Below are 12,549 nucleotides of genomic sequence, written 5' to 3'. Positions count from 1 at the left end.
CAACCGCATCGACGAACTCACGCCGTGGAATTGGCAGCCACGCTGAATGTCAACGGCGGTCACGCCGGACGGATACGCTGGGTCATGTCACTCTCCGCAAGAGGAGCGGCCGCGTTGAATACGCGGCCGGCCGGTGGCTTGGGAACGTCAGGCAGCTGCGGTGGCAAGGCGGTCGGCATATCCAAAGAAGGACCGGATTTCGGAGAGTACCTCTTCCGTTCTTTCTTCGGGAAGCCAGTGACCCGCTCCTTTCACGGGACGGCCCGTCGCGTCGGGCGCGGCATCCTTCAAGCCCGCCAGGAGAGGCTCGTACGTGAACTCCTGAGTGAGGATCCGGACCGGAAGCGTGAGCGGCCGCTTCATGCTGTCCGCGTTGTCCTGTTCGTCCGCCGGCCAGGCGCGATACCATTCCATGCCGTTGTGCCAGACCCCGGGACGTGAATAGACCCGGGTATATTCATCCAAACCGTCCAGCACCAGCGACGCATCCACGGCCAGGCTTTCGAAGAAGTAGGACAGGAATTCCCGCTCGCGGCCCTCGACCAGCATCTCCGCCAACGGTTTCTCCGTGAAAAAGCCGAAATGGAAGGAGAGGGGCTTGAGCTGCTCGAAGGTCAAGGCGCCGCCCGTGACCGGGAAGTCCATGATGAACAGGCTCGCGATCTGCTCGCGATAATTCGCAGCCAAAGCATATGCGATGGAGCTGCCGAAGTCGTGAGCGACGAGTTTCACGCCCGAGACGACCCCGAGGGACACCAGCAAGCGGTGCACGTAGGTCGCCAGGGTTTTCTTGTCGTAGGACGGCAGGGAACCTGTGCTGTCGCCCAGCCCCGGCAGATCGATGGCGATCACCCTGTGACCTTCCAGCAGATGGGGCATGACAGCCCGCCACTCGTACCAGCTCTGCGGAAACCCGTGGAGCAGGATGATGGTCTTGAGGCCGTCACCGCCAATGACGTAATGCATCTGCAAATCGTCGATTGTCTTGAAGCCATGGTTGAATTGGCGATTGAACGCTGCGTCATCGCGTGTTGCCGCGTCGTAATTCAAGCTCAGGGGTGTCTCAGTGGTAATTTCGGTCATGATCGTTTCCTATTGTCGCAGTGGGGGATTTCATTATTGGGAGATGCCGCCGTCGGCAAAAAGCTCGATCCCGTTGACGTAGCTGGCATCGTCACTCGCAAGGAACGCTGCCACTGCCGCGATCTCCCTGACTTCACCGATACGACCGAGAGGGCTTTGTTCGACGAGAGACTTCACCGCCGCCTCCGCATTCTCACCGAAACTGTCTGTCAGAGCCTGCGTATTGGTCGGTCCCGGGCTGACGATGTTGATCCGGATGCCAAGGCCCTTCGTGTCGGCCAGCCAGCTGCGCACGAGCGGACGCAGCGCCCCTTTTGTCGCGCTGTAGACGCTCATCCCCGCGGGGGAATCCATGGACGCGGTGGAGCCGACGATCACGATCGCGCCGCCAGCGCTCATGTAGGGCAGAGCCTCCTGCGCGGTGATGATGACACCCTTCACGTTCGTCGCGAATTGCTGGTCGATCAGGACCGGATCGATCTGGCCCAACGGGGCGTGGACGCCGCCACCGGCATTGGCCACGAGGACGTCGATCCTGTCATGCTGTGCAACGACCTGCCGAACTGCGGACTGAACGGACGTGGGATCGGAGACATCCGCCGCATAACCCGTAGCTCCGTGCCCGATACGCCGAACAGCGGCGTCCAGCACCTGCTGTCGGCGGCCAAGCACGATCACGGTTGCCCCTTCTTGCACCAGCCTTGTGGCTATCGCCGCGCAAATGCCGCTGGTGCCGCCCGTTACCAAGGCTACTTTTTCGGAGAGTCTTTGAGTCATCCTGAACCTGCTCCTGCACGATGTAATGATCGCTATATATAACTCAGCTAAGAAGGCAAGTTTTATATATCGAGTGGTATATACAGCAAGCAAGAGACCCTGCCTGCCCATCCCGGGCGGCGGATCGTGGCGGTTCAGAGCGCGAAAGGGTGTGAGGCTGATCTGGCGTTCGATCCGGGCCGGTCTTGTGGTTTGGCCCGCCTAGCCCTACGTGTTCTTGCCTACGATAACTTGGCGCGCGGGGCATTGCAGGGTGGAGCCGGACGGGAACGGCAGCCCCCGGAGAGCGCCAAGATCGTCTAGCCGAAGCGTGACGTCAGCAGTCTCGACGGACTGCATCTGCACTGTCCTTCGCTAAGCTTTCGCCGGAAAGTCCTGTTCGAAAGCGCGTCCCGCCATCCTGGCGCATTCGATCAAACGCTCGGCGGGCGTTCCAAGGCAGGCATAAGAGGAGAGCCCTCTCAGCGTGACCAGGACATAGTCCGTGATACGCTCCGCCTCTGCCGGATTGTGAGCCGCGATGTAGTCACGGATGGTCGTGTTGGCGTTTTCGGCAAGCGCCGCAGCCTTCAACCGGGCTGTTTTATCATCGGCGCGCATACCTTCCGTGATCATGCATCCCCGACGCGTGTCGTGGCGCGTGTATTGCTGCGTCGCCAGGACGAAAAGAGCCGACAGCTCTTCGGCGGGAGGGCGCTCGTTCTTCAGAATGTCCGCCAGGGGAAGCATTTCCGTTTCGGCGTACCGTTTCATCGCCCGTTCGAACAGTTCGGTTTTGCTGCCATATGCAGCATAAAGGCTGGGGGGAACGATATCCAACGCCTGGGTGATGTCCGCGACACTCACGGCATCGTACCCCCGTTCGTGGAACAGGTTTTGGGCAATGGCGACCCCTTCCTCTCGATCAAATGCGGGACGCCGCTTTCTGACTTTCGCGGTCATGCTGGTACCTCTTGATGCCCTTTTTGTAACGTGCGCTACACCACTCTTCAAGTATGAGATGACCTCTCCTGGATCGCAACCGCCGTGGCGGTGACGCGGATGACCGGTGCAAGATGGACCCCCGGTTCGGACGAATTGTCATAATCTAGCAAATATTTGCGCGCCTGAAACCTCCCGACAGGACCGCCGCGGGTCGGTTGATGCGCTGCGCATGGTAGCGACCACTATAAATGTGTGGTCAAGGCTGAGGACGTCGTGTAGTGGTCGATATATAACGGCCGCTACAAGATTTGCGGTTCAGCGTAGAAAGGACGCCAGCGATGGTAATCTCACGCCGAGGCGGCATGGCCTCGAAGACTTCAGCCTGGCGACCGGCCATGGCGCTTGGCACCATCCTGACGGCGCAACTGATGCTGCAGATGGACCTCCTGATCGTTATCGTCGCCTTGCCTCAGATCCAGGCCGAGTTGGGGTTCACGCCCGCGGGCCTGACCTGGGTTCTCAACGCCTTCGCGCTGGCCTTCGGCGGCCTTCTGCTTCTCGGCGGACGGCTTGGCGACATCTACGGGCAAGTGCGGGTGTTTCGCATCGGCATCGCGATTTTCGTTGCCGCGTCGGTGGTCGGCGGACTCGCTGGATCGGCATCCGTGTTGATTGCCGCCCGCGTATTGCAGGGCGTCGGGGCCGCGTTGGCAGGGCCAAGCGTTCTGGCGCTCATCACGACAATGGCGCGTGATGAGGCGGAACGAAATCGTGGGCTGTCGCTCTTCATCGCGGTCTCTTCGGTGGGCGCGTCTGCGGGCCTGATACTGGGGGGTGCCCTGACCGATCTGGCGTCCTGGCGATGGTCCCTTCTGACCAATGTGCCGGTCGGTCTGATCGTCCTTCTGCTTATCGGAAGCCTTGTCAAAGAGACGAGCCGCAAACCTGCACGGCTTGATGTCTCAGGCGCCGTCACCGCAACGCTCGGTTCCGTCGCCCTGGTGTATGGCTTCCTCGGAGCTGCCGACCACGGCTGGTTCGCCGACAACACTCTGGCTTCATTCGGTGCGGCTGTCGTTCTGCTTGCGGCATTCCTCTATACCGAGAAGCGCATACGCGAGCCGTTGCTCGATCTTTCGCTGCTGCGGAACTGCATGCGGGCTGGTGGTCTTGTCGGCATGGCCATGATCGTCGGCATGAATTTCTCGATGCTGTTCCTGATCGTCCAATATCTGCAACAGGTGCTCGGATTTGGGTCTCTGGTGACGGGTCTCGCCTTTCTTCCGCTCACGGCGACGGTGTTCGTCGCCACGCATTTCATTCCCCGTCTCATTGCCAGGTTCGGGCCACGTCCGTTGATGACCGGCGGTACTGTCTTGGTTGCGGCCAGCATGTTGGGATTTGCAGCTCTGGATGACGGAGGTGTCTACGTCCCCTTCGTCGTCGTGCCCATGATCGTCCACGCCATCGGCATTGCCCTTGTTTTTGTGCCGGGGACGGTCGCGATCATGGACGGCGTGCCGGATGAGCACGCAGGGGCCGCGTCCGGGCTTTTGCAAATGGATCAGCAGATCGGCGGGGCACTCGGAATTGCCATCATCGCCGCGGTATATGCCGGCGAAGCGGTGCCGGACGATTTCTCTGCCGGCCTGGGAGCAGCTTTTGTTGTCGGGGCCGTCATCGCGCTCCTGGCCACGCTCGTCACGCTTGTCACCATCGGAGCAAAAAGGCGGGGCGGCAAAGGCAATCTCCGACAGCCTGTAATCCACCTGTGAACCTTCGGGAGCATTTCCTGCAATTTCAGAACCAAGGAGAAGAACCAAGTCCGACACGAACACGCCGAAAACCATTGCGCGCCTTGACGCCGAGAGCGCGATCCACCGCCTCATCGCCAGCTATGTGCACCTGCTGGATGAGGGGAAATTCGGCGAAATTGCCGAATTGCTCCAATATGCCGAGTTCGACATCGTTGGTAACGTTGCGTCCGGCGAAGCGAACATCGAGGCCCTGCTTTACTCCAACGTCCAGCTCCATGCCGATGGTACACCGCGCACCTGGCACACGCTGGCGAACACCCTGATCGACGTCGATTCGAGGGGCGAGACGGCATCCGCGTCCAGCTACTATACGGTTCACCAGCAGCTCGATGGCTTTGCCCTTCAGCCGATCGTCACGGGGAAGTATCTTGATCGTTTCGAACGCCGGGACGGCGAATGGCGTTTTGTCCACCGCGCGCTGACGGTCCATTCCATCGGTGACCTCCAGCATCATGCAAAAAGCGCGGAGGCCGCATGACCTAGGGGAATGCAACTCCTACCCAGTTCGCGCTTGTAACGGGCGCGAACAAGGGTATCGGCCTTGCCATCGCCAAAGGGCTGGGACAACGCGGCTATCAGGTTTGGGTCGGATCACGCGATCGCGGACGCGGACAGGCGGCTGTCGACGCGCTGAAAGCGGATGGGATCGACGCACGGCTTCTCGTGCTCGATGTCGCCGATTCCGAGAGCACCAGATCGGCTGCCGCGACACTTGCCAAGGCGGTTCCGCATCTGGATGTGCTGGTTAACAAAGCCGGTATCATCGCCGGATCGTCGGACCTGCCAAGCCAGCAATCCATGGACGATGTCAGGACCACCTATGAAACGAACGTCTTCGGGCCGATCCGGGTGACGCAAGCGCTTCTGCCTCTGCTGAAGGCTGCGGACGAGGCCAGGGTCGTCATGATGAGCAGCGGGCTTGGCTTGCTCGGTCTGATCACCGATCCCTCATCGGCCTACTCGACCGTCAACCTGATGGCCTACAGTTCCTCGAAGACCGCTTTGAACGCCGTCACCGTCGCCTTCGCGAAGGAGTTGGCCCCCCTGGGCATCAAGGTCAACGCCGTCGAGCCGGGCAATGTGGCAACTGGCCTCAATGGGAACAGCGGTGTATTGTCGCCTGCAGAAGGCGCAGCCAGCGCCATCCGTCTCGCAACCATCGGGAAAGACGGCCCCACCGCCGGCTTCTTCGGAGTGGACGCGTCTGTACAATCGTGGTGAACCACCTCTTGTATAAAACCCCCTCGGCAATTCGCGGGCGTCAGACCTACATGCCCTCGCGGACGCGATGGAAATTGGGCACTAGGTGATGACAGCGCCTAAGAGGATCATCTACGCCTGCTGGCCATGCGGAGGAAGATAGCCAAGCTTTAATGACCCCTAATTCTGTCAAAAACCCTGCTTTGCCAACTCGGCGGCGATCCGCGTGCGGGACGCTGCATGGCGGGTTGGAAAGGCGGTGAAGTAGTCGGCCTTGGTCGCATCTGTCTTGCGGTTGCGGATATCCTGCCGCAGACGGCCAGCGCGCTCGTGTCGACCGGCCAACCCGTTTGCCGCAAGTGCGATCATTCCCATGAGGTAGTGGGCGCCGGGCTGCATAACGGCGCGATCGGCCCATGTGGCGGCGGCTTCGTAGTCTTCTTGCTGCATGAGCAGCTGTGCCCGCACGCCATGCACGCCGTAGAGAAGCGGGTCGAGCGGGCTGAGATGCAAAGATGTCTCCAGCGCCCCGATCGTCGTTCCCGCATCGCCGATCAGCATTGCCGTGAAGGCCGAGGCATAGAAGCCTTGAGCGTAGTTTGGATTGAGAGTCGTTGCTCGCGAAAGCCACCCGGCTGCAACATCCGGCTGGTCGGTCAACCAGAACGATCGGCCCATCGTGAAGTTGGCGAAGGGATCGAGCGCGTCCAGTTCCAGCGCCCGTTCGGCGTACTGCCGCGCGACACGCGCCGCCGCTGCTCTGTCGGAATCGAAGCGCAGGAAGGCCGCAAGGAAGCTTGTAAAGGAGAGCCCCGCATGCGCGCGGGCGAAGGCCGGTTCGGACGTGATCGCACGTTCGAAGCAGGCTCGCGCCTGCTTCGTGTCCGCCTCGGTAAATCGATATAGGTGTCGGAGGCCGACATGATAGTTGGCCCAGGCATCGAGATCCTCGAGCCTGTTGAGCCGAGCGATGCGCGCTTCGTTAAAGGGAATGTGCGCCTCGAGCGCGGCAACCAGGTCGGCGACGATCCGGGTCCTCAGTTCATCCATGCCGTCGAGCGTGGACTCCAGCCGGTCGGCCCAGAGCACCTGCCGGGAGCCGGACTCCATGAGCTCCAGCGTGACCGCAAGCCCGGTGCCGCGCCGCTCGATGATCCCGGTGAGGACGTAGCGCGCCGACAGGGCTGTTGCGACCAGGTCGATGTCGGCCGCGCCAACCCCGAAGCGAAACGAAGATCCGCGCGCGATGACCGCCAGCCAGCGCAGCCGCGACAATGCCTCGATGATCTCGTGCGGGATCGCCTCGGCCAGGACCGCGAGGTCGGACTCAGCCCCAAGCGGCCTGAAAGGGAGGATTGCGATCGAGGGCCTTCCCCGGAACTGCTCGAGGAGACCGTTGGTCTCGGCGCGCGAAGCCGCTCGCGCAGGCGCCGACGTCGTGACCTCCGCGACGAAGCGGAAGCCCCGCCCGTGCACTGTCTGAATCACCTTTTGCCGGGCGCCGTCATCGTCCACCGCCTGCCGCGCCGAGCGGATGCGGCTAGAAATGCTGGCGTCCGAAACCGCTCGCCCTTGCCAGACCGCCTGCACGACCTCGTCCTTGGAGACCATCCTGCCATGGTTCCTCACGAGATGAATCAACAGGGCAAGCACTTGGGGCTCGAGAGGCACGGCAACGCCGTGGCGCGCGAGCTGGAACAGATCCGGGTCGAGATGAAAATCTCCAAACGTCCAGGCCATGAACAATTCTACACGAAGTCGGTGGTGTCCTACAGGAAATCTTCAGATTGCCGTCAAGCACCGGGCACTGCGTCCCCGGTAGACTCGACCGTGCCGGGGGGACTGGCCTTCCTGCATCGCAACAAGGAAACCAGGATCATGATGGCGCAAGCGATTGAAACCCGGAGGTTCGACACCCCCGACCAGTGGCTCGGCATGAAGGAGATGGGCGGGATCTCGATCCTCCAGATGTCGGACGGCAGCACCGGATTGCACGCTGTCTTCGAACCGGGCTGGACGTGGAAAAAGGATGAAAAGCCCCTGCTCGGGTCGCCGGATACCTGCCCGATGCGGCACAACGATTACTTCATCTTGGGAAACCTGGTCCTGCGCATGCTGGACACCGGAGCGGAAACGCCGATCGGCATGGGCGATCTCGTTAGAATTCCGCCGGCACGACGCCTATGCGGACAGCGCCAAGCGGGTCGAACTGATCCCCTTGGCCTCGCCTGAACACCAGCACTGAACGCACAGGGCGCAGCGGCAACCCGCCCACACCCCAGAACAGAACCGGAGAAAAGTCATGGATGTCATGACGGCATATACAACAGAGGGCCGTGGCCGCCTTTACGCCAGCGTGCTCGACACGATCGGCAACACGCCCGCGATCAGGATCAACCGCCTCGCCCCGAAGGACGTGGAGCTTTACGTCAAAGCCGAGTTCTTCAACCCTGCCGGGTCCGTCAAGGACCGACTGGCCTTGAGCATCATCGACGAGGCCGAACGGAACGGCAGCCTGCGTCCCGGCCAGACGGTGGTCGAGGCGACCTCGGGCAATACCGGGATCGGACTCGCCATGGTTTGCGCGGCGAAGGGCTATCCGCTGGTGGTGACGATGGCCGACAGCTTCTCGGTCGAGCGGCGCAAGCTGATGCGGATGATGGGGGCCAAGGTCGTGCTGACGCCGAGGGCCGAAAAGGGGCTCGGGATGTATCGCAAGGCGGTGGAACTCGCCGAGGCGAACGGCTGGTTCCTTGCCCGCCAGTTCGAGACTGACGCCAATGCCCGCATCCACGAGAACACGACGGCTCGGGAGATCCTCGCGGATTTCGACGGACACCGTCTCGACAGCTGGGTCACCGGCTATGGCACAGGCGGGACGGTGACGGGCGTGGCCCGCGTCCTGCGTCGCGAACGCCCGGAGACGAGGATCATCCTGTCCGAACCCGGCAACGCGCAGCTTCTCGGCAGCGGTCATGTCCAGGCCCGCAATGCCGACCACTCTCCCGCGGAAAGCCACCCGGCTTTCGAGCCACATCCGATCCAGGGCTGGACGCCCGATTTCATCCCTCAGGTCTTGCAGGAAGCCGTGGACGACCGGCTCTATGACGAGCTTATTCCCGTCGCTGGCCCCGAGGGCATCGCCTGGGCGCAGAAACTCGCGCAGTCCGAAGGCATCCTGACCGGCGTCTCCGGTGGCGCGACATTCGCCGTCGCCATGAAGGTTGCCGAGCGGTCGGAGCCCGGCGCCGTCATTCTCTGCATGCTGCCCGATACCGGAGAGCGCTACATGTCCACGCCGCTATTCGAGGCGATCCCCGAGGAGATGACGGAAGAAGAGGCCGCGCTGTCCCGATCGACCCCCGGCTATCGGCTGGAATGATCCATGGCGAATGCACCGGAAACGCTTGACCCTGGTGATTGGGACGCCCACCGCGCCGTCGCCCACCGGATGGTGGACGACGCCGTCGACTACATCCGGGACATCCGGACGCGGCCGGTCTGGCAGGACATGCCGCCGGCCGTGCGGGAGCGGTTTCGCGAAAGCGTGCCCCGTGACGGTCAGACGCTCGACGAAATTTACCGTCAGATCGAAGCGGACCTCATGCCTTATCCGATGGGCAACATCCATCCGCGGTTCTGGATGTGGTATATGGGAACGAGCAACTTCACCGGCGCCCTGGGGGATTTCCTTGCTGCCATCCTCGGGTCGAACCTTGGCGGAGGCGACCATGCCGCTGCCGAGATCGACAAACAGGTCGTGGGCTGGCTGAAGGAAATGGTGGGCTATCCGGCCTCGGCCAGCGGAACGCTGGTCTCCGGCGGGTCGATGGCCAACTTGATCGGACTGACCGTCGCCCGAAACGCGAAGTCCGGCATCGACCTGCGAGAGCTGGGCCTCGCGGCAATGACCGCGCCGATGCGGTTCTACGGCTCCGACCAGATCCATTCCTGTCACAAGGTCGCGGTCGAAGCGATGGGCCTGGGCAACTGGGCGCTGCGGCGTGTGCGTTCCGACGCCGCTTGCCGAATGGATCTTTCCGCGCTGCGCGACGCCATCGCCGAGGACCGGGCGGACGGGGTTCAGCCCGCTTGCGTCATTGCGACAGCCGGGACCGTCAATACCGGGGCCATCGACGATCTCGAGGCCGTCGCCGATCTTTGCGCCGCCGAGGGTCTATGGATGCACGTGGACGGCTGCATCGGTGCGCTTCTCGCCATCGCGCCGAAGGGCAGCGCGCTGGTCCGCGGGCTCGACCGCGCGCATTCGGTCGCACTCGATCCGCACAAGTGGCTCCACGCGCCGTTCGAGGTCGGCTGCGCGCTGGTGCGGGATGCCGAGGCGCATCTGGGGACGTTCTCGACGACGCCGGAATACCTGGAAAGCGCGTCGCGCGGCATCGCCTCGGGCACATGGCTGCACGACTTCGGGCTCCAGACCTCGCGCGGGTTCCGCGCCCTAAAGGTCTGGATGGCACTCAAGGAGCACGGCCTGGTAAAGTTCGGCCGGCTGATCGATCAGGACCTCGCCCACGCACGCTACCTGTCCGAACTGATTACGGCCACCCCCGGGCTGACGTTGTGCTTTCCCACCGCCATCAACATCGTCTGCTTCCGCTATGATCCGGGCGACCTGTCCGAAGCGGCGCTAAGACAACTGAACATAGAGATCATGGTGCAGATGCAGGAGGCCGGCATCGCCGCCGTGTCGGACACCACGGTTCAGGGGCGTCACTGCCTGCGTGCGGCGATCAACAACCACCGCACCATACCTTCTGACTTGGATGAGCTGGTTGCAGAAGTCGTTCGGCGAGGACGGGCGCTCGTTGCGGAAGCGCTTGCCGACTGACGGCGTGACGTGCCGCAGCGAGTGGCGAGAGGTCGCCACATTGCGGGCCCGAGCAAGGACGGTGTTGCGGAGCGCAAACAGTCCCTTTGAGGAAGCCGCTCCGTAGCGTCAACGCGGCTCCTGAACGGCAGGTCTGGGCCGAGGCTGTGTGGAAACTCGGGTCTCACGCATGTTGAAGGAACAACTTCCTGCTGCGGCACGGAGATCGTGACGCAGTCAGAACCGAGGCATCGATTCGCGGGCTTTCTGTGCATGCCGTCCTGCTTCCACACACTTCGGCCGAGTTTCCACACAGCCTCGGTCGGGTGCTGCCAAGGTGTTCTCTTGAAGGAGACGATAACCGACATCAGCTATCGGTTCGCGCTGCGATCCAGATCGTATGGCGGGCCCCGCGTTTCGTGCGGCCGGCGCGGACCATGTGCACACTGGTCTCGAAGCCACACCGCGACAGCCGTTTCGTGAAGGCCGCGTCCGGTGCGGCGGACCATACCGCGAGGATGCCGCCGGGAACCAGCGCCCGCCGCGCCGATCGCAGTCCTGCCTCCCCGTAGAGCGCGTCGTTGTCCGCACGGGTGAGCCCGTCGGGGCCATTGTCGACGTCGAGCAGGATGGCGTCGAACGCCCCTTCGACCGTGCTTATCTCGGCGAGGACGTCGCCCGGCCGCATCTCCACGCGCGGATCCGCAAGGCAATCGCCGAAGACCGCCGCCATATGTCGATCCGCCCACTCGATGAGGTCCGGCACGATCTCAGAGACGATTAGGCGGGCATCGGGCGGCGCAACCTCCTGCGCGGCGCGTAGGGTGAAGCCCATGCCGAGGCCTCCGATAAGCAGGCGCGGAGCCGGGCGACCGGCCAGGCGATCCAGGGTCAGGGTGGCGAGGGCCTGCTCCGATCCGCCGAGCCGGCTGTTCATCAACTCGTTTCCACCGTCGAGACGGATCGAGAACTCGTTACCCCGGCGCAGAAGCCTGAGTGTGTCCCCGCCCGGCGCAGGGGCCGTCGCCAAATGTATCCACGGCAGCACGAAGCAATCCTGTCATCAAGGTCGGCTGTCCGCCTATACGCCCGCGAAAGCCAGTAGAAGGGTAAGCGTTCCGGGCGCTTGTGGTCACGTCGGTGACGCAGATGGTCGCCTTTATCTATCGGCCGTCCTCAGCCGCACCACTGCATGTCCGTTTCGAGCCCTCTTCGACGGATGCTGCGAGGGGCGTGGATGACGGTTTTGGTGGACTCTTACTTTGGGCGTGGATGATTCGCCGAAGGAATGCCTGTGACACGACGTTGCGTGAGTGGGTCATGGCGGAAACGCGGTGGAGGGCAGCGTCGCTGGTCGTCACCGAGGAAACTTGGAGGTGCTGTCCGCGGCGGACGATCATAGAAAGACCGCTACACGACCGCCCGACTTCGGATAGGATGGTCCGATGGCGCTGAGGTCGACAGGGTAGTCCATGTCCATGACTGGCTGAAGCACCATCCGGCTCGCACGCCCACGCAGCCGATGTGCCGGCATATCCGGTGAGCGCCCGAGCCGGTCCGATGAATCGGTAGCGGGCATGACGGGGAGGAACGACGATGGCCAAGGGCGACAAGACGCGGGGCAACAGGGAAGCCAAGAAGCCGAAGAAGGAAGCGGTGAAAGTTTCGGCGACGGCCGACTTCAACAAGGGCAAATCGCCGCTCGACAGTCAGAAGAAGAAGACGAAGTAGGCGCGGCAGGGCTGTCCGGCTGACGGACACGTCTTCGACATCCCGCCGGCCGATTGGAAGGTCCAGCGCCGATCGGCTTCGCTCGCCGGTCGGCATGGGGCAGACGAAGAGACATCTGATGGGACGAGGCCGGCTCGTCGCGACGACCTACCGACGCGTCGACACCATGTGAACCTGTGCCCGCTACGG

The 12,549-nt window shown here is 62.8% G+C and carries 11 protein-coding genes and 1 pseudogene; 7 read left to right on the top strand and 5 right to left on the bottom strand.

The genetic code is table 11. The features are described 5' to 3' along the window. Positions 1–147: 147 nt before the first annotated feature. The 3 genes from Q1A87_RS21550 to Q1A87_RS21540 all read right to left on the bottom strand — a co-directional run bounded on the left by Q1A87_RS21550 (position 148) and on the right by Q1A87_RS21540 (position 2,802). Positions 148–1,083: an alpha/beta hydrolase gene (locus tag Q1A87_RS21550; RefSeq protein ID WP_299656359.1), complete on the bottom strand. Its 936-nt coding sequence runs from the start codon at positions 1,081–1,083 to the stop codon at positions 148–150. Positions 1,084–1,116: 33 nt separating this feature from the next. After that, the gene (locus Q1A87_RS21545) at positions 1,117–1,860 is read right to left on the bottom strand and encodes an SDR family oxidoreductase (protein ID WP_299656356.1); all 744 of its coding nucleotides are present in this window, start codon (positions 1,858–1,860) and stop codon (positions 1,117–1,119) included. A 354-nt stretch (positions 1,861–2,214) separates the two neighbouring features. Further along, the gene (locus tag Q1A87_RS21540) at positions 2,215–2,802 is read right to left on the bottom strand and encodes a TetR/AcrR family transcriptional regulator (protein WP_299656353.1); all 588 of its coding nucleotides are present in this window, start codon (positions 2,800–2,802) and stop codon (positions 2,215–2,217) included. Positions 2,803–3,179: 377 nt separating this feature from the next. Between Q1A87_RS21540 and Q1A87_RS21535 the strand changes: the two genes are divergently transcribed. The 3 genes and pseudogenes from Q1A87_RS21535 to Q1A87_RS21525 form a co-directional block, all read left to right on the top strand. Continuing rightward, a complete protein-coding gene (locus Q1A87_RS21535) occupies positions 3,180–4,559 on the top strand; it encodes an MFS transporter (protein WP_299656349.1) in 1,380 nt (459 codons plus the stop codon). 22 nt (positions 4,560–4,581) lie between these two features. After that, a complete protein-coding gene (locus Q1A87_RS21530) occupies positions 4,582–5,079 on the top strand; it encodes a nuclear transport factor 2 family protein (protein ID WP_363323046.1) in 498 nt (165 codons plus the stop codon). A gap of 38 nt (positions 5,080–5,117) precedes the next feature. Then, positions 5,118–5,822, top strand: a pseudogene (locus Q1A87_RS21525) (SDR family NAD(P)-dependent oxidoreductase); the annotation flags it as partial. Between the two features lie 168 nt (positions 5,823–5,990). On the opposite strand, the gene Q1A87_RS21520 reads toward Q1A87_RS21525, so the two are convergent. Beyond that, positions 5,991–7,541 carry a winged helix-turn-helix domain-containing protein gene (locus tag Q1A87_RS21520; RefSeq protein WP_299656346.1) on the bottom strand — a complete coding sequence of 517 codons (1,551 nt, stop codon included), beginning with the start codon at positions 7,539–7,541 and terminating at the stop codon, positions 5,991–5,993. A 138-nt stretch (positions 7,542–7,679) separates the two neighbouring features. Here Q1A87_RS21520 and Q1A87_RS21515 point away from each other — a divergent pair, with 138 nt between their 5' ends. From Q1A87_RS21515 to Q1A87_RS21505, 3 genes are all read left to right on the top strand, one after another. Beyond that, on the top strand, positions 7,680–8,033 hold the full coding sequence (locus Q1A87_RS21515; protein ID WP_299656343.1) for a cupin domain-containing protein: 354 nt from the start codon (positions 7,680–7,682) through the stop codon (positions 8,031–8,033). A 79-nt stretch (positions 8,034–8,112) separates the two neighbouring features. Next, positions 8,113–9,183 (top strand): cysteine synthase A, encoded by a 1,071-nt coding sequence (gene cysK, locus Q1A87_RS21510; RefSeq protein ID WP_299656362.1) that lies wholly within the window; start codon positions 8,113–8,115, stop codon positions 9,181–9,183. 3 nt (positions 9,184–9,186) lie between these two features. Then, on the top strand, positions 9,187–10,650 hold the full coding sequence (locus Q1A87_RS21505) for an aspartate aminotransferase family protein (protein WP_299656340.1): 1,464 nt from the start codon (positions 9,187–9,189) through the stop codon (positions 10,648–10,650). 346 nt (positions 10,651–10,996) lie between these two features. Here the strand turns inward: Q1A87_RS21505 and Q1A87_RS21500 are convergent, their stop codons facing one another. Continuing rightward, positions 10,997–11,677 (bottom strand): spermidine synthase, encoded by a 681-nt coding sequence (locus Q1A87_RS21500; RefSeq protein ID WP_299656337.1) that lies wholly within the window; start codon positions 11,675–11,677, stop codon positions 10,997–10,999. 548 nt (positions 11,678–12,225) lie between these two features. Here Q1A87_RS21500 and Q1A87_RS21495 point away from each other — a divergent pair. Beyond that, complete coding sequence (locus Q1A87_RS21495; protein ID WP_299656334.1) at positions 12,226–12,360, top strand: hypothetical protein; 135 nt, start codon at positions 12,226–12,228, stop codon at positions 12,358–12,360. Positions 12,361–12,549: the final 189 nt, after the last annotated feature.

Origin of the sequence: uncultured Jannaschia sp. (genome assembly GCF_947494055.1) — a bacterium.
Taxonomy (GTDB): domain Bacteria; phylum Pseudomonadota; class Alphaproteobacteria; order Rhodobacterales; family Rhodobacteraceae; genus Jannaschia.
This window is presented reverse-complemented; position numbering and strand designations above follow the sequence as displayed.